Genomic DNA, 19130 nt, shown 5'->3' on the forward strand with positions numbered 1-19130 from the left:
GGAGAGGACCGAACGAACACATGAAGGACACTTCCGGCGAGTCGGAATATGATGTCGTCGTCCTGGGGACGGGAGCAGCGGGACTCACCGCCGCACTTGCCGCCGCGGATGCCGGAGCGAGCGTGGGACTGTTCGAAAAGGCGGATTTGGTCGGCGGGACGACTTGTTTGTCCAGCGGAGTGGCATGGCTTCCTGCCAACAGGTACGCCTCGGAAGCCGGAGAACAGGATTCGCGCGAGGAAGCTATCGCGTATCTGTCCTCCCTGTCCCACGGGATGATCATCCCGGAACTGGCGGAGGCGTTCGTCGACACGGTCCCCGAGCTCATCGACTGGTTGGGTACCTCGACTCCGCTGCGACTCTCGTTGGTGGAGGGCTTTCCGGACTACCATCCCGAGAACCCGGGAGGTAGACCGAAGGGAGGTCGATCCCTTGAGCCGCAGCTGTATTCCATGCACGGCATCGGGAGCTGGAGCGGGCAACTGGTGGGGCAGTCTCGCCGGTTGACGGTCGGCGAGACGCCCGTCGGTGGCGGATCCGGTGTCCTGAACCCGCAGGTCCAGCAGCAGCGAGAGACCGATGACCTCGAGGGCCTCGGCAGGGCGTTGATCGGTGCACTGCTGGAGGGGTGTCTGAGCCATGGAGTGACGCCACGGCCGGGTGAACGTGCGGTGCGGCTGCTCCGCGCGGGAGGCCGAGTCACGGGCGTGGCTCTGGATGGCCCGAACGGGCAACACGAGGTTCGGGCTCGCGGGGGAGTCGTTCTGGCCACCGGAGGATTCGAGTGGGATCAGGAGTTCCCACGTGAGTTTCTGCGCGGCCCGGTCGACCATCCGGCAACGGTTCCGTGGAACACCGGTGACGGACTGCGGATGGCCATGCGGGAGGGGGCCATGCTCGGGGCCATGCGCGAGGCCTGGTGGGCACCGGTTTGTGTGCTACCGGACAAGCAGACCTATGGTGCGCAGGCCGTCTACTTGGTCCACCGCGAACGCACGGCGCCGCACTCCATCATGGTGAACAGGAAGGGGCGGCGCTTCACCAACGAGGCGGCCAACTACAACGCCATGGGCGGTGCCTTTCACCAACTCGATCCCGGAAGCTTCGACTACAACAACCAGCCTTGCTGGCTGGTGTTCGATGACAACCATGTTCGTCGATACGGCTGCTTCGGCACACCACCCGGGGGTCCGGCACCGGACTGGGTCGTCCGTTCGGGGACGATCCGCGAGCTGGCGGAAACCATCGACATCCCGGCACGTGTACTCCAGCAGACCGTGCAGCGGTGGAACGAGCAGGTCGCCGAGGGGGCGGACCCAGACTTCCACCGCGGGGAGAGTTTGTACGACGGATATGTCGGTGACCGGTCCGGTTATCCGGGGCCGGCTTCCACGCTCGGGCCACTGAACTCCCCGCCCTACTACGCGGTCCGGTTGCACAGCAGCACGCTGGGGACGAAGGGCGGTCCGCGAACGAACAGCGACGCCGTCGTCCTGGATGTCGATGGCAACGAGATGTTCGGGCTCTACGCCGCGGGCAACGTCATGGCCGCTCCCACCGGGATGGTCTACGGCGGTGCGGGAGGAACTCTCGGGCCTGCACTGATCTTCGGGTATCGGGCGGGTCGGCATGCCGCTCGGATGGTCGGCGCCTGAGTACCCGGGGCAGGTCACCTGCGTCGACGAAGCAGGTCGGAGTGCCGACTGACGACTATAAGATTATCATCAATATAAGGAAAGGTATTGACTTTTCCAGGGCGTGCGGCCATGGTTGCTGTGGCGTTGGTCACCAGGTTGGTCTTGTGTGCGTGCGGTCGTCGCCGAGCGTGCGCGATGTGTCCGCCACGGGGGCGCGTCCTGACGGACTCCCCTGTCGGGATTGTGCTTGCTTCACGGTCCCGGCGAACTTCAACTCGAGCCGGTAATCAAAGGAGATCCCGTGACCGCAACAGCCAGTACGAGCGTCGGGCTCAAAAGTTACTCCCACCTGTTCATCGGAGGCCAGTGGGTGACTCCCGCCGGCGATCGACTGATGGAGGTCGTTTCCCCCAGTACCGAGGAAGTGCTGGCGACCATCCCGGAAACGAGCGAGGCCGATGTGGATGCAGCGGTCGCCGCCGCTCGCAAGGCGTTCGACGAAGGACCCTGGCCCAGGATGAGCCCCGCCGAACGAGGAGAGATCCTTGCGCGTGTGGGTCGTGAGGTCGAGGCTCGTTTCGAGGACATGGCGAAGGCTTTCACCGCCGAGATCGGGGCACCTTCGGCGGTCAGCGAGGCGTTCCACGACAACGCCCTGAAGATGTGGTCCGACGCCTCGACTTTGCACGAACGTTTCCGGTTCGAAGAGGAGCGCAGTTGGGCGGACGGCCACGGGCGCCTGGTGCGTGAACCCGTCGGTGTGGTGGCCACGGTCATCCCGTGGAACGGTCCGGTGGCCACGGCTTCGCTGAAGATCGGCCCCGCGCTCGCGGCCGGTTGCACCGTGGTGCTCAAGCCCGCTCCGGAAGGACCCATCAGCACCTTGCTGCTCGCGGAGGCCCTGGAAGCCGCCGGATTGCCGGAAGGCGTGGTCAGCGTCCTGCCCGCCGGACGTGAGGTCGGGGAGTGCCTGGTCGGTCATCGCGACGTCGACAAGGTCGCCTTCACCGGCAGCACCGCGGCGGGCAAGCGGATCATGAGCATCTGCGGTGAGCGCATCGCACGGGTGTCCCTGGAGCTCGGCGGCAAGTCGGCCGGGATCATCGCCGATGATATCCCGCTCGATGAAGTGCTGCCTTCGCTGGTCCCGGCCGGGATCGGTCACTCCGGGCAGGTGTGTGCGGCCATCACCCGCATCCTCGTGCCGCGCGCCCGTCAGGAGGAACTGATCGAAGCGATGGTTCCGGCGCTGGAGGGGCTGTCGGTCGGCGACCCCACGGAGGGGGGAACGGTGCTGGGGCCGCTGGCTGCCGAACGTCAGCGCGAGCGGGTCGAGTCCTATATCCGACTCGGGGTCGAAGAGGGGGCCCGGTTGGTCACCGGAGGACAGCGGCCGGCGGGGTTGGATCGCGGTTGGTACGTGCAGCCGACCCTGTTCGCCGACGTCAGTAACGATATGCGTATCGCCCGGGAGGAAATCTTCGGTCCGGTGCTGTGCGTCGTCCCGTTCGACGACCTCGACGAAGCAGTGGCGATTGCCAACGACTCCGACTACGGACTTTCGGGCGCGGTGTACGCCCGGGATCACGACCTGGCGGAGCGGATCGCGCGCCGCGTCCGTACCGGGCAGATCTCCATCAACAGTTGGGATATGTGCGTCGTCCAGCCCTTCGGAGGTTATAAGCAGTCCGGGCTCGGACGTGAGGGCAATGTCGAAGGCATGAGCGCCTATGTCGAAACCAAGTTGATCCAGTACACCTGATCCGACCGGTTCGGCACCGCCACGGGAAAATCCCCGCTCGTGCGCGACACCGGGCCTGTGTGGGTGCTCCGTCCGAGCCGTCTTCGGCTGCCCACAGCCAACAAAATCCATGCCTTCGAACTCGAAAAATCCATGACGGATCGTCACCGGAATTCAAGCCGATGAACAGGTCGGCCAGTAGTTGATGAGGAGTCGATAATGAAGACCGAGGGTGCGTTGCTCTGGAACCCGGGAACGAATTCCGGTTGGAGTGTCGAAGAGATCGAATTGGATCCGCCGAAGGAGCGGGAAATCCTGATCAAACTGGCCGCGTCCGGTATTTGCCACAGCGATGATCATGTCGACACCGGTGACATTCCGCTGGACTGGGCACCGATCATCGGCGGACACGAAGGCGCGGGTGTCGTGGAGGAGGTCGGTCCCGGTGTGACCTCGCTGGAGCCGGGCGACCACGTGGTGTTGTCGTTCATGCCGTCCTGCGGGCACTGCAGGATGTGCGTGCTGGGCAAGGCCAACATGTGTGAGCTGGGTGCCGGGGTGCTCTCCGGATTTGCTCCGGACGGCACCAAGCGGATCCACGCCCGCGGGCAGGGTGTCGGTGCGTTCTCCTATCTGGGAACCTTCAGTCCCTACGTGGTGGTCCCACTGGATGCCGCGGTGAAGATCGACAAGGAGATCCCGCTGGACAAGGCCGCCTTGATCGGATGCGGTGTACCCACGGGCTGGGGTTCGTCGGTGTACGCGGCCGACATGCAGCTCGGCGACACCGTGGTCGTCATCGGTGTTGGTGGCGTGGGCATGAACGCGGTGCAGGGCGCGGTGCTGAAGGGCGCCAAGAACATCGTCGCCGTGGACCCGGTCGCGTTCAAGCGTGAGAAGGCCGTCGAGTTCGGGGCCACGCACACGGCCTCCGACTTCGCAGAGGCCACGTCGATCGTCGAGGAGCTCACCAATGGCCAGATGGCCGAGCGGGTCATCTTCACCGTGGGGGTGGCACACGGTGAACTGCTCAATCCCGCCCAGGTGCTCACCCGGAGGGGTGGCGTGCTCGTGCTGACCTCGGCGGCCCCGGTTCTGCAGAGTTCGGTCGACTTCGACCTGTTCTCCTTCGCGATGTCGGGCAAGCGACTGCAAGGGTCGCTGTACGGGACCACAAACGCCCAAGTCGACATTCCTTACATCGCCGATCTGTACCACCGCGGCCACATGAAGCTCGACGAGCTGGTCACCAAGACCTACGACCTGCACGACATCAACCAGGCGTTCCAGGACATGCGTGAGGGAAAGAACATTCGCGGCGTGATCATGTACGACTGATCGACGACGGAGTTCTCATCACGGAGCCAAGGAAAGGAGCAGCTGATGGCCACTCGCGTCACCGACAGTGCGACGGCGGTGCAGGAGATCATCAACGTCACTCATCGGTATGCGCTCGGGCTCGATCGATCGGATCCGGACGAGGCGATCAACGCGTTCACCGATGATGCCTACTGGGATGCGACCGCTGTCGGCCTGGAAAGGTTCGAGGGTCGCGAGCAAATTCTCGAGTTCTTCCGCCGCGACGCCGCCGCGATGGCCGAGCAGTACCACGCCATCACCAACCACATCGTCGAGTTCGATGGCCAGGACACCGCGCACGGCACCAATTACGTGCTCGCCGAGGGGCGGACGAAATCCGGTGGGTCGATCAAGGCCGCAGCGATCAACGAGGACACCTACCGGGATACTCCCGACGGTTGGCGCATTTCCGGTCGGACGATCACGCCGTTGACCACTCCGCAGATGGAGGAATTCGACGCATGAGCACCGGAACCCCAGCCGACACGGTTCAGCACCGCCTCGGCGCGGTCGGCGCCGGCGCTGGTGTGGGATTCCGGGACACCTTGCCGCAACAGCCACATTTCGGCCTTTTCTCCGTGGTGGACCGACCGTCCGCTTCGCTGAGTTTTTCGATCCGTTCATCTTTGTGAGTGTCCCGGCATCCCGGCGAAAGGGCCGGGCATTCGAGTTCGGATCCGAAAATTTTCCTCGTTCCATCGGTGATTGGTGACAGTCATGGCAAATTCGCACTTTGCTCAATCGGATGTCGGGCAGCAGGGCGATTTCTTCGATGCCGTCATCGTCGGCGCCGGATTCTCCGGTCTGTACATGCTCTACAAACTCCGTAACCAGGGATTGTCGGTCCGGCTGTTCGAGGCAGGGTCCGATGTTGGCGGCACCTGGTACTGGAATCGCTACCCAGGAGCCCGCTGCGATGTCGAGAGCGTCGACTACTCGTATTCCTTCTCCGAGGAACTGCAACAGGAGTGGAGTTGGCAGGAGCGCTATCCGGCACAGCCGGAGATCCTCAGCTACCTGCGGCACGTTGCCGATCGGTTCGATCTCCGGCGCGACATCGTGCTCGACACCAAGGTGACGGCCACCACCTACGATGACTCTTCGAATGCGTGGACGGTTCACCCGGACAACGGAGTTCCGGTTACCAGCAGGTTCTGCATCATGGCAACGGGATGCCTGTCCATCCCGAAGACACCCGATGTTCCGGGACTGCAGAATTTTCGGGGAAAGGTCTATCACACGGCGGACTGGCCGGAATATGAAGTGAGTTTCGCAGAAGAACGAGTGGGTGTGATCGGTACTGGTTCTTCCGGTGTTCAGACCATCCCGGTTCTTGCTGAGCGAGCACGGCATCTGACGGTCTTCCAACGCACAGCCGCCTACTCGGTGCCCGCACGGAACCGCCCGCTGGATGCCGAGACCGAGCGTGCGGTCAAGGCGAACTACACGGAACGCCGCCGTACAGCCAGAGCGATGCCAGCCGGTCTGGACGTCGACCCCAACCCGCAATCAGCGCTCGAGGTCGATGCCGAGCAGCGTGAACGTGAGTATTCCAGGCGATGGGATCGGGGCGGATTTGTCGTGCTGGGAGCCTACTCGGACCTCATGACCGATCAGCGCGCCAATGACACGATCTCGGAGTTTATCCGGAACAAGATCCGGGATACGGTGACAGATCGGGAAACTGCCGAGAAACTCCTTCCCAGCGGGTTCCCGTTCGGTGCCAAGCGCCCCTGCTACGACACCGGCTACTACGAGACATTCAACCGGGAAGACGTCACGCTGGTCGATCTCAAGCAGTCTCCATTGGAGACCATCACTCCCACCGGGGTGCAGACTTCCGGCGAGCACCACGAGTTGGACAGCATCGTCCTCGCGACCGGGTTCGACGCGATGACCGGCGCACTCAGCAGGATCGACATCCTGGGCAGGAACGGAACGGCCCTCGCCGACAAGTGGACGGACGGTCCGCGGACCTACCTCGGCCTCGGGAGCGAGGGATTCCCCAACCTGTTCTTCCTGGCAGGCCCCGGCAGCCCCTCGGTGCTCACGAACATGGTGACCGCGATCGAGCAACACGTGGAGTGGATCGCACGATGCATCGAACACGTCCGGGTCAACGAATACCGCAGCATCGAACCCACCGCAGAGGCCGAGGACCAGTGGGTCGATCATGTCAACTACGTCGCCGACCAGACCTTGTACCCTCAAGCCAACTCCTGGTATTTGGGGGCCAATGTTCCGGGTAAGCCCCGCATCTTCATGCCCTATCCCGGAGGCATGAATGCTTATGAGGACAAGTGCAACGAGGTGGCCGAGCAAGGATACAGCGGCTTCGCGCTCAAGTGACCGGTAGAGCTGTCAATTTCGATCGAGAAGGGATGTTCCCATGGCTCTGGACAAGGCCACAATCGATCTCCTGGCCGACATGGCCGAAAACGGCGGGAAGCCGCTGCACGAGATGACCCCGGACGAGGCGCGGTCGCAAACCGCGGGCCTGAAGGAGATGTACGGTCCCGGACCCGAGATGTCGCAGGTGCGGGAAACCCACACCTCGGCCGAGGACGGATTCTCCGTGCCGATCCGCGTGCTCGTACCGCACGACCAGCCGCGCGGACTGATCCTCTACTTCCACGGCGGGGGCTGGGTCATCGGTGCTATCGACGAATTCGACACCCTCGGCCGCCGGCTCGCCCAGCGCACCGGCTGCGCCGTCGCACTCGTCGACTACCGCCTGGCTCCCGAACACAGGTATCCCACCGCAGTGAGGGACGCATGGGCCTCGGTGCAGTGGGCGGACGAGCACCTCGAACAACTCGCCGGTTCCCGGTTGCCGTTGATCGTGTCCGGAGACAGCTCAGGCGGCAACCTGGCGGCGGTTGTCGCGCATCGTGCGCACGAGCAGGGCGGCCCCGACATCTCGCTGCAGGTGCTCGTCTACCCGGTCACCGACCACGATATGACCACGAGTTCCTACACCGATCCCGAAAATCAGCTCATGCTCGAGCGCGACACGATGGCCATGTTCTGGGATCACTACGTCCCGGATGTCGCGGCGAGGAACAATCCCGATGCCTCACCGCTGCGGGCGGGCAACTTCTCCGGGCTGCCCCCGGCAGTGGTTCTCACCGCGGAGCACGACGTGCTTCGCGATGAGGGCGAGGCGTACGCCGAGCGGTTGCGGGACGCAGGCGTCGCGGTCGAGCAGCAGCGATTCGACGGTCAGATGCACGGCTTCTTCACGATGGTCAACCTGCTTCCCGGGAGTGCTGCGGGTATCGACTACGTCGTGACCCGGATCGACAAGCATCTCGCTGCTGCCGGGTAACGGCGATATCGCGGCATCAAACCGACTTCCGGAAACTCTGACGAACAAGGTGAAACATGTATCGATTGGTCGCCTCGTACCACCACCCGAAGGACCCGGAGCACTTCCTCGACCACTATCGCAACGTTCATGCCAAGATCGCCTCGCAGATGCCGAACTGCCGAGCCTTCACCTGGGGTGTGTGCGAGACGCTCGACGGTTCCAAGCCGCCACACTTTCTGATCGCGACGCTCGAATGGGACTCGAAGGAAGACGCTCTTGCGGCGCTGAGTTCCCCCATCGGGCAAGAGGGCGCCGAGGACGTCGCCAACTTCGCCGACGCGGGCGTGGAGATGAACGCTTTCGAGACCAACGGTGAAATCTGAACGGCACTGTTCGAGGCTCGTCCAGCAACGTCCACATGTAGGACTTCACCGGCGACGACTTGATCGACGTGGTCAGCAGTACGGTCTCGGTGCTGCCGAACCTGGGCGACGGCAGGATCGGCCCGGCGCGGAGGATCGCGCTCGGTTGTTCCTCGAACTCGGTGACACCGGTCTTCTGAAGTTGCCTATCAGCAAGAAAAGAACGCCTCTGTAATCAGCACAGGAACGTAGTGGAGCTGGCCGTGGCAAGGTTGCAGAACAGAATTGCTCTGGTGACGGGCGCGGCGAGCGGAATCGGGGAAGCTGCCTCGATGCGTCTCGCGGAGGAAGGTGCCTCGGTACTCGTCAGCGACATTCGGAAGGAAGCCGGTGAGGAGGTGGCCGCCCGGATCCGCGGCAAGGGTGGTCAGGCGGTGTTCGCTCGGCACGACGTCGCAGACGAGGCGTCGTGGGAGGCAGTGGTGGGGAGGGTAATCGAGGAGTTCGGCGGGCTCGACATCCTGGTGAACAACGCCGGGGTCGGCGACATGGCCACCATCGAGGAGACCACCAAGGAACAGTACGACCACGTCGTGGCCGTGACCCAGACCAGCGTCTTCCTGGGTATGCGGGCCTCGGCGGACCTCCTCAAGGCATCCGCGCGTGCCGCTGTCGTCAACATCAGCTCCATCTTCGGCGCCATCGGCGGTTTCGGTACCTCTCCCAGCTACCACGCGGCCAAGGGTGCGGTGCGCATTCTCACCAAGAACATCGCGTTGAACTGGACCGACAGCGGAGTGCGGGTGAACTCGGTGCATCCCGGCTTCGTCGATACGCCCAGCCTCGAGTCGGTGAAGGGCACGGAGTTGGAAGCCGGCATGACCCAGCTGACTCCGATGGGGCGACTCGGCAAGCCGTTCGAGGTCGCCGCGGCGGTTGCCTTCCTCGCCAGTGACGACGCCTCGTTCATCACCGGCTCCGAACTGTACGTCGACGGTGGGTACATGGCTCGCTGAGTTCGCGGCATCGGCAAGCGCCGATTTCGAGGCAGCACAGGTGACTGGTACAGCATGGCGCGGGTTTCGGGATCAGGTGATCTCGTGCACCGCCTGATTTCTGTCAGGACGGAATTGTATGGTTCATGCTCATGTGAGTGGTGATCGGACGGACGAACGCCCCCTTGCGATCGGGGAGTGGCTCCACGGCGCCGCGCAGCGTGCTGCCGAGGAGGCGTTCCTCCTCATCGCCGGGGAGCGAATCGGCTACCGGGAGTTGGACGTCACCTCCGACAGGGTCGCGGCGGGTTCTTCGGAGCTCGGCCTTCGGTCCGGTGACCACGTCTGTCTGATGATGCGCAGCAGTGTCGCCGCGCTGCAGGTGTGGTTCGGCCTGGCCAAGGCCGGGCTGGTGGAGGTGCCGATCAACGTTGCCAGTGGCTCGTACCTGCTGAGGTACTTCCTCGAGCACTCCGGTGCCACAGTGGTGGTGTGCGACGCCGAGTTCGAGCAGCTCGTCCGGGAATGCGCGGCCGACGTCCCCGGTATCGGCCACATCGTCGTTTCCGGCGACGAACCGGAGCACGACACCGCGCCGCCGGCCAACGGGGCGGCCCGTCATCGCCTGACGGATCTGCTCGCGCATCCGAGTGCTGCGTTACCCACCGTAGATCCGTCCGACGCTGCGGTCATTCTCTACACGTCCGGGACCACAGGACCACCCAAGGGGGCCCTGCTCAGCCATCGTGCCAATGTCAACCTGGCCCGCCACACCGTGGATCTGCTCGGCTACACCCCCGCGGACCGTCTCTACAGCGTCTTCCCGCTGTTCCACAGCAATGCTCGGTACTGCAGCGTCATGGCCGCGATGGAGGCCGGCGCCGACCTCGTGATGGACCACAGGTTCTCCGCGAGCCAGTTCTGGGACATTTGCCGTCGGCACGGCATCACCGCGTTCAACTACCAGGGTGCGATGATGAGCATCCTGTATAAGCAGCCGCCTCGTCCCGATGATGCCGACAATCCGGTCCGCCTGGCGTTCGGGGCACCGTGCCCCCCGGAGATCTTCGAGGCATTCGAACACCGCTTCGGCGTCCAGCTCACCGAGATCTACGGCAGCACGGAGACCTCGATCATCACGGATATGCCGCCGTGGGACCGCAAGATCGGCACCGCAGGCCACGAATCGGCCAACTACGAGGTCGCCGTCGTCGACGAGCACGACGAGCCCGTACCGCCGGGGGTGGCCGGGGAGATCGTGGCGCGTCCCAAGAAACCGGGCTGGATGTTCGACGGCTACCACGCCATGTCGGAGACAACCGTGGAAAGCTGGCGCAACCTGTGGTTTCACACGGGTGATCGGGGCCTGCTCGACGAGGACGGTTACCTGGTTTTCCTCGACCGGCTCAAGGACACGATCCGGCGGCGTGGTGAGAACATCTCCTCCTGGGAGATCGAGCGCGTCGTGTCGGCGCACCCGGCGGTGGCTCAGGCCGCAGCCTACGGGGTTCCCTCGGAGCTTTCCGAGGAGGAGGTCATGGTAGCGATCGTGGTGGCTCCCGGAACGGGACTGAACCCTGCAGAGCTGACCGAGCACTGTGCGGGTTCACTGACCGCCTTCGCAGTCCCGAGATACGTGCGCGTGATCGATGCGTTGCCGATGACTCCGAGCCAGCGAGTGGAAAAGTACAAGCTCCGCGCGGACGGTGTCACTCCGGACGCCTGGGATCGGGAGGCGGTTCAACAGTGACGGGCGACCTTGTGCGGTTCACGCACACACAGCCAAGGCCCGGTGTCCTGATGCTGACCATGTCACGGCCCGAGAAGCTCAACGCGATGGACCAGACGTGGTTTCGTCAGCTGCGCGAGGTGATGGAGACAATCGGTAACGACGGCGATGTGCGAGCCGTCGTGCTCACAGGGGAAGGGCGAGCCTTTTCCGCCGGTGGCGACATCGACATGTTCCACGACCTTGCCGGCGATGTCGGTCGCGTGCGGCCGCACCTGCGGCTGGTCTACGACGCTTTCCACGCGGTCGAGCGATGCGCCGTCCCGGTGATCGCAGCCGTCAACGGGATCGCGTTCGGCGGCGGAACCGAATTGGCACTGGCATGCGATATCGTCCTGGCGGCGGAATCGGCGCGTTTCGCCTTCAAGGAGCCCACCGTAGGCCTCACCCCCGGCTACGGCATTGTGCGAGGCCCCGAGGTTATGGGTCGGCACTGGACTCGCTATCTGGCGCTCACCGGCCGGGACATCGACGCGGTACGAGCCGAACGTGCAGGCTTGGTGCAGGAGGTGCACTCCGATGATGTCCTGCTCGACCGGGCTTTGTCGCTGGCCGCGGAGATAGCCGCCAATCCATCGCTTGCCGTGCAGGTCGGCAAATCCTTCGTCAATCGTGACACCGGAGACGGGTTCAACGAGTCCGTCGAGGCGACAGCCTTGCTGTTCGGAACCGACGAGCACAGCAACGCGGTGACGGCCTTCCGCGCTGCCAGGGGAGACGAACCCAGCAGCCGAGCGTCCGCAACAGAATGATCAGCACTGTCCGGAGTGAACGACGTGCTCCTGGACCGGATGTCCACAGTGCTGTTGCAAGCAGAACGAGGGTGTCGGTGAACTCGCTACCGGTTCACCGACACCCTCGTGGATCGCCTTGGAAGATGTTCTCGCGTCAGCGGTGCACGAGACCGGTGAATTCTCGTTCGGGCCACAGCAGGCTCAGTCGGATGCGGGCGAACTTCCAGGCGTTGCCGACCTTGCGGTACTGATCCTCGTAGATTCCGAGGAAAAGCAGCGGATTCTCGTGGCCGCCGAGCGTGGTCATCTCGCCGGACCCTGCCTTCTGACGGGTCAACCAGTCGGTGAGGTACCAGCGACCGTGCGCGGCTTCCGATCCGGTGATGGTGATCCACGGATTCGTCACGACATGGAGCGAGTCGAACGGCTCACCGAGCGCCGGCATGATGTCGGCGAAGTTGGCCCGGATCGTCTCCGCTCCCACCCAATCGCCTCCGAAGGCCGCCGGGAACTCGCACACTGCGTCCTCGCAGAACAGCGCGGCGAGATCGTCGATGGCCTGACTGTCGAAGTAGGCCGAGTAGGCCTGCCGCAGTTGCTTGATCTCCTCGATCGTCAACAGTTCGTCCACCGTCATCGGGAACTCCCATCTGGTTTGTCCGGCTCGGGTCATCCGACGGGTTCGCCGGTCCGGTCCAGTGACTGCAGGACCTCGGCGATCCGGGGTGGGATGTCCGTCTTCTCGTTGTTCAGGGTTCGGCAGACGAAGGTCATCTTCCCCAGGGTCACCAGTTCGGTGTCACGCCTGAATTCGAACCCGAGGGTGTAGGAGGAGGAGCCCAGGCGGTCCAGCATCACCTCGCAGGTGAGGTCGTCGAAGACGTGGGCAGGCTGGAGGTAGGTGGCTTCCGAGTGCACTCCCACCGTGATGATGTCGAATTCATCGGCGAGTTCCCCGCTGCGGATGCCGTTGTCGTACATCCAGGAACTGTAGGTACGCTCCATCCAGGGGTAGTAGGTGGCGAAGTAAGCGATTCCGACGGTGTCGCAGTCTCCGTAGGAGAGTCGGAAGTTCTGCTTGTGGCTCATCACGACGAAATCAGTCTCCGATCCGTACTGCTGCGGTTCCGGACAGCACCCTGCTGCCTTCCACCACATCGAGGTGCACATCGCAATCGGCCACCGTGACTCCGTCCTCCGCACGGATGGCGGTCACGGTGCCGCAGGCACGCAGCGTGTCCTCGGCGAACACATTGCCCAGGTAACGCAGACGGATCGCCCGCACACGGGCGACTCCGCCGGCCCAGTGGCCGAGCATGGACACCACGTAGGCCTGGTTGAGTGGACCTTGGTTGACGACGCGGTCGCCCAGGTTCAGCGCACGGACAGCCTCGGCGTCATAGTGGATGGGATTGGCATCGCGCATCAGGGCCGACATCGTCTTCATCTTCTCCGCGCTCACCGAAGTCACCTCGTAGGCAGGCAACTCGTCGCCGACACGGATTCCCGTCACAGCCCCCTCCTCGGGAAGATGATCGAGTTGGTGCACGATGCCGCGAGTCGACCGTCGACGTCGTGCAGCTCCAGTCGATAACCGACAATGTCGAAGACGCCGGTGCGGTTTCCCCGTTTACGTTCGGCGGACACGATCCGACCGCGCACGGCGTATGTGGCGCCGATTCGAAGCGGCGAGTACACCTCGGTCGCCGTTTCCCCGGCCATGGGGCCATCGGATTCCCGGGCACCGAACATGGCCCACATCTGTTCCCAGGACATGCCCATCGCGGCGGTTCCGGCGAGGAAGACGAACACCGGGCTGCTCACCTCGTCGGTGGGGGATGCGAGTGAGCAGTCGTTGACCAGCCGTACCCACCAGGATTCGAAGGTGAACTCGCCCCCCGGAAACTCGGTCCCGATGAGCTCGGCCAGTCCTGCTTCGTCCGGAACCTCCGCCACTGCCACACCGGCAGCTCTCCGGCTTGCCTCGATCATTCGCGTACCTTCAGTAGGGCAGATCGAGTGCGATATGCCGCTTGGACAGCTTCCATCCGCCCTCGGTTCGGACCAGTTCGTCCTCGTACTTGCCCGTCGACAGCGCCGTGAGCGTTCCGTTCTGAGCCGAGAAGATCGTCAGGTAGGACATGCTGGTGGCTCGGTCGTCATCGGCGTCGATGATGATGTTGCTGGTGACATGGCGGCGCTGGTCGTTCTGCGAGTGTGCGGCGTCCCGCATCATGGTCAGAATCGCGTCCCGGCCTTCGAATGGGCCGATGAGATCACCGCCGGCGACTCGAAGCGACAGTACCGCCTCCGGTGTGAACGTGTCTTTCACCATGGCCAGGTCGCCGTCGTCGTAGCCGAGGGCATAGCGGTTGAGCGTGTTCTCGATCTCGGTTCGAGTCGAAGCAGGAGTCATTCTCTCTCCTTCGGAGCTGGGGGCGCATCAGGACGGGGAAAAGTGATCACTTCACGGCTGCGCCGGCATCCACCGGGAAAGTCGCTCCCGTGACATATCGGGCCTCGTCGCTGGCCAGGAAGAGAACCGCGTTGCTGATGTCGATCGAGTCGACCCAGGGCACCGGCAGTGCGTTCAGCGACATGAACCCGGGGATGGCCTTGTCCTGACTCGGCTCCGGGTCGCCGGGAGTGAACAATCCGTACGTGCCGGGATTCTGGATCATCGTCGTGTCGACGTTGGTCGGATGTACCGTGTTGACCCGGATGTTGTAGGGGGCGAGCTCGTTGGCCAGGGTGCGCATCAGCCCGACGATGCCGTGCTTGGCGGAGACATAGTGCGCTACGTTTTGAACTCCCTTGAAACCGCCGATCGAGCTGGTGAACAGAATCGATCCGCCGTTGCCCGCTTCGATCAAGCGCGGAATCGCGGTCTTGGCCGTATGGAACACGCCGGTCAGGTTGATATCGATCATGTCCTGCCACTGTTGCGAACTGAGCTCCCAGGAGCGCGCGAAGCTCGCGATTCCGGCGTTGGCCACGACCGTGTCGATACGACCGAGTTCCGCCACTCCCGCATCGAAAGCCGATTGCAGCGCGGTCAGGTCTCGGACATCGGCCTTGTGGGTCACGATCCGACGCCCCAGCTTCTCGACCTGGCGAGCCGTTTCCATGAGGTCGTCTTCGGTGGCCAGATTGAAAAACGGGGTGACGGTGTCGATGTCGGCACAGATATCGATGGCGATGATATCCGCACCTTCCTCGGCCAATCGCACGGCGTGGCTGCGACCTTGCCCCCGCGCTGCGCCGGTGATGAAGGCGACCTTGCCTTGCATGCGTTCTGACATGAATCGCTCGCTTTCCTGCTTGCCGATGGGAGGAACCAGTGCTCGGGACGTAGCGCGACGCGATGCAGCTCGCATCGCCGATCAGCATGCTCACTCGAACGAGCTGTCTGTGATGATGGTTATACTGGTTTGAAATGTCAAGGCTTCTCCGTCCCGGAGTGGCGGTCATATCCGGGATGCCGGTCGAACAGGACTTGCGGCTGCTGTCACCCGATGGCGAACCCGCTCGCGAGGTGGCGCATGGCGGTGTCGATGGCGTCGCACAGCTCGACCTCCGGCTGGTGGAGCCATTGCTCGTAGGCGGCCAGTGCCGCACCGAGGCAGGCGTAGGCGACCGTCTGCGGTACCAACGCATCCGTGGAAGCGCCGAGTCGGCGTGCGACGAATTCGACGACGATGGCGCGCCACTCGGCGTAACGCAGCGTCGAGTGTGCTTGCAGCGCGGGTACCTGCAGGATCAGCTCCAGGCGGCGCCGATGCCGTGCCGCTTCGGCGGGGTCGTCGACCCTGTTGAACTCGACGACGACGGTGCGCAGTGCCTCCATCAGCGGCTGGTCGTCCGGGCAGGCGAGGAACTTCTCGCGCATGAGGACGAGTTGCTCGGTGAAGCTACCCCAGACCACATCGTTTTTGGAGTCGAAGTACCGGAAGAACGTTCGCCGCCCGACCCCGGCAGTACGAGCGATCGCATCGACGGTGGTGGCTTCGAACCCGTGGCGATCGAAGAGTTCGAACGCGGCTCTTTCGAGTTCATGGCGACTTGTCGTGGGACGCCGACCAGGGCCGTTCGTTGCTCCGGACGGGTGCTCCGAAGATGGTTCTGCCATAACCTCTTCCATTTTGACACGGGATGCCATTAATGTTGTGCGCGCCATCACATGGCGCAATGCAGAGGAGTTGAGCATCCCATGAGCGAATCCGATCACGTCGAGACAGCACCGAACGAGGAGATTGTTGAGGAGGACTTGCTCGTCGAAGAGGTCTCGATCGACGGGATGTGCGGTGTCTACTGAATATCGTCACTCCGATGTGGAGAGTTCCTCGCCGGGTGAGCGGGAGAGCCCGTTCGACCCGGACCGGGGATATCGGTTGAGTCCGAACGTGTCGCTGCGTCCCGAAGATTTCGGAGCGCTGGCCTATCACTTCGGTAATCGCAAGTTGTCTTTCCTCAAGTCTCCTCGGCTGGTCGCGATCGTGCGGAGTCTGGCCGATCACGCCTCCGCGCGTGCGGCTGTCGAGGCCGGCGACGTGCCCGAAGGAGAACGTGCCGGCTACGTGCGGGCGCTTGCCTCGCTCGCCCGCACGGACATGATCGTGCCCGCTTGACCGGTCATCACTACGTTCGACGAAAGGCCGACCTCATGACCAGTGCTGCCGAAAGGACCGCGTTCCCGGCGGCTTCGGAGTCGCCGATGAGCACGGAGCCGACTGTCCTGCCGCTTGTCGAGCAGTTCAAGTACGGTCTGGACGCACCGATCTGCCTGACGTGGGAGTGGACGTACGCCTGCAACCTCTCGTGCGCGCACTGCCTGTCCTCGTCGGGGCGGCGCGATCCCGACGAGTTGAGCACGGAAGAGATCAAGACCGTGCTCGACGAGCTCGAGCGAATGCAGGTCTTCTACGTCAATATCGGCGGAGGTGAGCCCACCGTTCGGGACGACTTCTGGGAACTGGTCGACTACGCCGTGGCCCACCATGTGGGGATCAAGTTCTCCACCAACGGATTCCGGATCACTCCGGAGCGCGCTCGCAGGCTGGCCGCCACCGACTACGTCGACGTGCAGATCTCGTTGGACGGTGCCACGCCCGAGATCAACGACGCTGTACGCGGGCCGGGATCCTATGACACGGCGATGCGTGCGATGGAGAACCTGGCTGCCGCAGGCATGCGCGGATTCAAGATCTCGGTGGTGATGACCAGCCAGAACGTCGACCAGCTCGACGAGTTCCAGCGCATTGCCGACTCGTTCGATGCCCAGTTGCGCATCACCAGGCTGCGCCCGTCCGGTCGTGGCGCCGATGTCTGGGACGAGTTGCATCCCAGTGCCGAACAGCAGTTGCAGATCTACCACTGGCTGCTGGAGCACGGGGACAACGTGCTGACCGGAGACTCCTTCTTCCATCTCAATGCGCTCGGGTCGACACCGCTGCCGGGACTGAATCTGTGCGGGGCGGGGCGAGTCGTGTGCCTGATCGACCCGGTCGGCGATGTCTACGCCTGCCCGTTCGCCATTCATGATGCATTCTGGGCGGGCAACATCCGCGACGCCGGATTCGGCCCGGTCTGGCGGGATTCCGAACTGTTCCAGGACCTGCGCAGCCCGCAGACCGGCGGGGCGTGTCTGTCGTGCTCGGCCTACGACGCCTGCCAGGGCGGGTGCATGGCGGCGAAGTTCTTCACCGGGCTACCGCTGGACGGGCCGGACCCGGAATGCGTCAAGGGACACGGCGCGACCGCACTGGCCACTGTGGATGGTCGCGATGCGCCCCGCCCCGCCCAGGACCATTCCCGGCCCAGCGCGGCACGTCAGCAGGTCATGTTGGGGCTGCCCTCGGTACGCGCGGCCGGCTCGGTCCCGGACCGTGCCTGCGATACGAGTCCGCTGGCGGGATTGACGTGACCTTCGAGGAGCTTGCTGTCGTGAAAAGGAGACCACTGTATGGGTAGCGGCTGGTTCGAGACCGTGGCCGAGGCGCAACGGCGTGCGAAGAAGCGTTTGCCGTGGTCGGTGTACGGAGCGCTGATCGCCGGGTCGGAGAGGGGAGCGACACTGCGGGACAACCAGGCGGCCTTTGCCGAGTTGGGATTCGCACCGCATGTGGCCGGCTTGTCGCACGAACGGGAGCTTGCCACGACGGTGATGGGCCAGCCGGTGTCGCTGCCGGTGATCATGTCTCCGACCGGTGTGCAGGCTGTTCATCCGGATGGCGAGGTGGCTGTGGCCCGCGCCGCCGCAGCGCGGGGAACGGCCATGGGACTGAGCGGCTTCGCCAGTAAACCGATCGAGGAGGTCGTACAGGTCAATCCGCAGACGTTCTTCCAGACCTACTGGGTGGGAAGCCGGGACGAGATCCTGCAGCGCATGCAGCGGGCCCGGGACGCCGGTGCCGTCGGGATGATCGTGACCACGGACTGGTCGTTCTCGCACGGCAGGGACTGGGGAAGCCCCGCGATTCCCGAGCGGATGAATCTGTCCACAATGCTCAAGTATGCGCCCCAGGCGCTGGGGCATCCTCGGTGGCTGACCGAGTTCGTCAAGCGGCGCCGGATTCCCGACCTGACGGTGCCGAACGTGCGGGGACGCAGGAACGAATCCGCTCCGACGTTCTTCGGGGCTTACGGGGAATGGATGCAGACCCCGCCGCCGAGCTGGGACGACATCGCCTGGATGCGCGAGCAGTGGGACGGGCCCTTCATGCTCAAGGGGGTTACCCGGCGCGACGATGCCAAGCGCGCCGTGGACGCGGGTGTCTCGGCGATTTCGGTGTCCAACCACGGCGGCAACAACCTGGACGGAACGCCCGCCAGTCTCCGGGCACTGCCTGCGATCGCCGACGAGGTCGGCGACCAGGTCGAGGTGATGCTCGATGGTGGGGTGCGTCGCGGCAGCGACGTGGTCAAGGCCCTGGCCCTGGGCGCGAAGGCCGTCATGATCGGCCGGGCGTACCTGTGGGGACTGGCAGCCAACGGCCAGGCCGGTGTGGAAAACGTCCTGGACATCCTGCGCGGCGGCATCGACTCCGCGCTGCTCGGGCTCGGACGCTCCTCCATTCACCAGCTCGACCGTTCCGATGTGCTCATTCCTCCCGGGTTCGACAGCGCACTCGGAGACGTCGAAACCACCGCAATCGGCTAACCCGAACCGCTACCGGATTCGGCGCACACCGGGAGTCCTCGTTG

Annotated in this window: 22 protein-coding genes; 15 read left to right on the forward strand and 7 right to left on the reverse strand. The window is 64.0% G+C overall.

What is annotated here, in order from left to right; translation table 11 throughout:
* Positions 1 to 20 precede the first annotated feature (20 nt).
* The 11 genes from JOF55_RS20550 to JOF55_RS20600 all read left to right on the forward strand — a co-directional run bounded on the left by JOF55_RS20550 (position 21) and on the right by JOF55_RS20600 (position 11945).
* A complete protein-coding gene (locus tag JOF55_RS20550) occupies positions 21 to 1655 on the forward strand; it encodes an FAD-dependent oxidoreductase (protein WP_310276903.1) in 1635 nt (544 codons plus the stop codon).
* 283 nt (positions 1656 to 1938) lie between these two features.
* Positions 1939 to 3399 (forward strand): aldehyde dehydrogenase, encoded by a 1461-nt coding sequence (locus tag JOF55_RS20555; RefSeq protein ID WP_310276907.1) that lies wholly within the window; start codon positions 1939 to 1941, stop codon positions 3397 to 3399.
* Positions 3400 to 3597: 198 nt separating this feature from the next.
* Positions 3598 to 4716, forward strand: coding sequence for an NDMA-dependent alcohol dehydrogenase (locus JOF55_RS20560; RefSeq protein WP_310276910.1), 1119 nt, complete (start codon positions 3598 to 3600; stop codon positions 4714 to 4716).
* A gap of 45 nt (positions 4717 to 4761) precedes the next feature.
* Positions 4762 to 5202: a nuclear transport factor 2 family protein gene (locus JOF55_RS20565; protein ID WP_310276913.1), complete on the forward strand. Its 441-nt coding sequence runs from the start codon at positions 4762 to 4764 to the stop codon at positions 5200 to 5202.
* The gene (locus JOF55_RS20570; RefSeq protein WP_310276915.1) at positions 5199 to 5369 is read left to right on the forward strand and encodes a hypothetical protein; all 171 of its coding nucleotides are present in this window, start codon (positions 5199 to 5201) and stop codon (positions 5367 to 5369) included. The genes JOF55_RS20565 and JOF55_RS20570 overlap by 4 nt, the downstream gene beginning before the upstream one ends.
* Before the next feature lie 85 nt (positions 5370 to 5454).
* The gene (locus JOF55_RS20575) at positions 5455 to 7086 is read left to right on the forward strand and encodes a flavin-containing monooxygenase (protein ID WP_310276918.1); all 1632 of its coding nucleotides are present in this window, start codon (positions 5455 to 5457) and stop codon (positions 7084 to 7086) included.
* Positions 7087 to 7126: 40 nt separating this feature from the next.
* Complete coding sequence (locus JOF55_RS20580; RefSeq protein WP_310276921.1) at positions 7127 to 8065, forward strand: alpha/beta hydrolase; 939 nt, start codon at positions 7127 to 7129, stop codon at positions 8063 to 8065.
* Between the two features lie 56 nt (positions 8066 to 8121).
* Positions 8122 to 8430: an EthD family reductase gene (locus tag JOF55_RS20585; protein WP_310276922.1), complete on the forward strand. Its 309-nt coding sequence runs from the start codon at positions 8122 to 8124 to the stop codon at positions 8428 to 8430.
* Between the two features lie 242 nt (positions 8431 to 8672).
* Positions 8673 to 9425, forward strand: a complete 753-nt coding sequence (locus JOF55_RS20590) for an SDR family NAD(P)-dependent oxidoreductase (protein WP_310276925.1) — start codon at positions 8673 to 8675, stop codon at positions 9423 to 9425.
* Between the two features lie 118 nt (positions 9426 to 9543).
* Positions 9544 to 11154, forward strand: a complete 1611-nt coding sequence (locus JOF55_RS20595; protein ID WP_310276928.1) for an AMP-binding protein — start codon at positions 9544 to 9546, stop codon at positions 11152 to 11154.
* A gap of 50 nt (positions 11155 to 11204) precedes the next feature.
* Entirely contained in the window at positions 11205 to 11945 is a 741-nt protein-coding gene (locus JOF55_RS20600; RefSeq protein ID WP_310276930.1) for an enoyl-CoA hydratase/isomerase family protein, read from the forward strand.
* 136 nt (positions 11946 to 12081) lie between these two features.
* Here JOF55_RS20600 and JOF55_RS20605 read toward each other — a convergent pair whose 3' ends face one another.
* From JOF55_RS20605 to mftR, 7 genes are all read right to left on the reverse strand, one after another.
* The gene (locus JOF55_RS20605; protein ID WP_310276932.1) at positions 12082 to 12564 is read right to left on the reverse strand and encodes a nuclear transport factor 2 family protein; all 483 of its coding nucleotides are present in this window, start codon (positions 12562 to 12564) and stop codon (positions 12082 to 12084) included.
* 32 nt (positions 12565 to 12596) lie between these two features.
* Complete coding sequence (locus JOF55_RS20610) at positions 12597 to 13016, reverse strand: acyl-CoA thioesterase (RefSeq protein WP_310276934.1); 420 nt, start codon at positions 13014 to 13016, stop codon at positions 12597 to 12599.
* Between the two features lie 10 nt (positions 13017 to 13026).
* Positions 13027 to 13440 (reverse strand): MaoC family dehydratase, encoded by a 414-nt coding sequence (locus JOF55_RS20615; protein ID WP_310276938.1) that lies wholly within the window; start codon positions 13438 to 13440, stop codon positions 13027 to 13029.
* Entirely contained in the window at positions 13437 to 13919 is a 483-nt protein-coding gene (locus JOF55_RS20620; RefSeq protein WP_310276941.1) for a hypothetical protein, read from the reverse strand. Before JOF55_RS20620 ends, JOF55_RS20615 begins: the two co-directional genes overlap by 4 nt.
* Before the next feature lie 10 nt (positions 13920 to 13929).
* Positions 13930 to 14343 carry a nuclear transport factor 2 family protein gene (locus JOF55_RS20625; protein ID WP_310276944.1) on the reverse strand — a complete coding sequence of 138 codons (414 nt, stop codon included), beginning with the start codon at positions 14341 to 14343 and terminating at the stop codon, positions 13930 to 13932.
* A gap of 46 nt (positions 14344 to 14389) precedes the next feature.
* Positions 14390 to 15229, reverse strand: coding sequence for a mycofactocin-coupled SDR family oxidoreductase (locus JOF55_RS20630; RefSeq protein ID WP_310276947.1), 840 nt, complete (start codon positions 15227 to 15229; stop codon positions 14390 to 14392).
* A 206-nt stretch (positions 15230 to 15435) separates the two neighbouring features.
* On the reverse strand, positions 15436 to 16056 hold the full coding sequence (gene mftR / locus JOF55_RS20635) for a mycofactocin system transcriptional regulator MftR (protein ID WP_310276951.1): 621 nt from the start codon (positions 16054 to 16056) through the stop codon (positions 15436 to 15438).
* A gap of 81 nt (positions 16057 to 16137) precedes the next feature.
* Here mftR and mftA point away from each other — a divergent pair, with 81 nt between their 5' ends.
* From mftA to mftD, 4 genes are all read left to right on the forward strand, one after another.
* Entirely contained in the window at positions 16138 to 16242 is a 105-nt protein-coding gene (gene mftA / locus JOF55_RS20640) for a mycofactocin precursor MftA (protein WP_310276954.1), read from the forward strand.
* A gap of 16 nt (positions 16243 to 16258) precedes the next feature.
* Positions 16259 to 16555 (forward strand): mycofactocin biosynthesis chaperone MftB, encoded by a 297-nt coding sequence (gene mftB, locus JOF55_RS20645; RefSeq protein WP_374727569.1) that lies wholly within the window; start codon positions 16259 to 16261, stop codon positions 16553 to 16555.
* An 86-nt stretch (positions 16556 to 16641) separates the two neighbouring features.
* Positions 16642 to 17850, forward strand: coding sequence for a mycofactocin radical SAM maturase (mftC, locus tag JOF55_RS20650; RefSeq protein WP_310276960.1), 1209 nt, complete (start codon positions 16642 to 16644; stop codon positions 17848 to 17850).
* 39 nt (positions 17851 to 17889) lie between these two features.
* Positions 17890 to 19086 carry a pre-mycofactocin synthase MftD gene (mftD, locus tag JOF55_RS20655; protein WP_310276963.1) on the forward strand — a complete coding sequence of 399 codons (1197 nt, stop codon included), beginning with the start codon at positions 17890 to 17892 and terminating at the stop codon, positions 19084 to 19086.
* Positions 19087 to 19130 lie beyond the last annotated feature (44 nt).

This window comes from Haloactinomyces albus (assembly GCF_031458135.1).
GTDB classification, from domain to species: domain Bacteria; phylum Actinomycetota; class Actinomycetes; order Mycobacteriales; family Pseudonocardiaceae; genus Haloactinomyces; species Haloactinomyces albus.

Excerpts from the sequence above, each read along its gene's own strand:
- JOF55_RS20550 (WP_310276903.1), top strand. The coding sequence starts at position 21 with ATGAAGGACACTTCCGGCGAGTCGGAATATGATGTCGTCGTCCTGGGG.
- JOF55_RS20560 (WP_310276910.1), top strand. The coding sequence starts at position 3,598 with ATGAAGACCGAGGGTGCGTTGCTCTGGAACCCGGGAACGAATTCCGGT.
- JOF55_RS20565 (WP_310276913.1), top strand. The coding sequence starts at position 4,762 with ATGGCCACTCGCGTCACCGACAGTGCGACGGCGGTGCAGGAGATCATC.
- JOF55_RS20570 (WP_310276915.1), top strand. The coding sequence starts at position 5,199 with ATGAGCACCGGAACCCCAGCCGACACGGTTCAGCACCGCCTCGGCGCG.
- JOF55_RS20575 (WP_310276918.1), top strand. The coding sequence starts at position 5,455 with ATGGCAAATTCGCACTTTGCTCAATCGGATGTCGGGCAGCAGGGCGAT.
- JOF55_RS20580 (WP_310276921.1), top strand. The coding sequence starts at position 7,127 with ATGGCTCTGGACAAGGCCACAATCGATCTCCTGGCCGACATGGCCGAA.
- JOF55_RS20585 (WP_310276922.1), top strand. The coding sequence starts at position 8,122 with ATGTATCGATTGGTCGCCTCGTACCACCACCCGAAGGACCCGGAGCAC.
- JOF55_RS20595 (WP_310276928.1), top strand. The coding sequence starts at position 9,544 with ATGGTTCATGCTCATGTGAGTGGTGATCGGACGGACGAACGCCCCCTT.
- JOF55_RS20600 (WP_310276930.1), top strand. The coding sequence starts at position 11,205 with ATGCTGACCATGTCACGGCCCGAGAAGCTCAACGCGATGGACCAGACG.
- JOF55_RS20605 (WP_310276932.1), bottom strand. The coding sequence starts at position 12,564 with ATGACGGTGGACGAACTGTTGACGATCGAGGAGATCAAGCAACTGCGG.
- JOF55_RS20610 (WP_310276934.1), bottom strand. The coding sequence starts at position 13,016 with ATGAGCCACAAGCAGAACTTCCGACTCTCCTACGGAGACTGCGACACC.
- JOF55_RS20620 (WP_310276941.1), bottom strand. The coding sequence starts at position 13,919 with ATGATCGAGGCAAGCCGGAGAGCTGCCGGTGTGGCAGTGGCGGAGGTT.
- JOF55_RS20625 (WP_310276944.1), bottom strand. The coding sequence starts at position 14,343 with ATGACTCCTGCTTCGACTCGAACCGAGATCGAGAACACGCTCAACCGC.
- JOF55_RS20630 (WP_310276947.1), bottom strand. The coding sequence starts at position 15,229 with ATGTCAGAACGCATGCAAGGCAAGGTCGCCTTCATCACCGGCGCAGCG.
- mftR (WP_310276951.1), bottom strand. The coding sequence starts at position 16,056 with ATGGCAGAACCATCTTCGGAGCACCCGTCCGGAGCAACGAACGGCCCT.
- mftA (WP_310276954.1), top strand. The coding sequence starts at position 16,138 with ATGAGCGAATCCGATCACGTCGAGACAGCACCGAACGAGGAGATTGTT.
- mftC (WP_310276960.1), top strand. The coding sequence starts at position 16,642 with ATGAGCACGGAGCCGACTGTCCTGCCGCTTGTCGAGCAGTTCAAGTAC.
- mftD (WP_310276963.1), top strand. The coding sequence starts at position 17,890 with ATGGGTAGCGGCTGGTTCGAGACCGTGGCCGAGGCGCAACGGCGTGCG.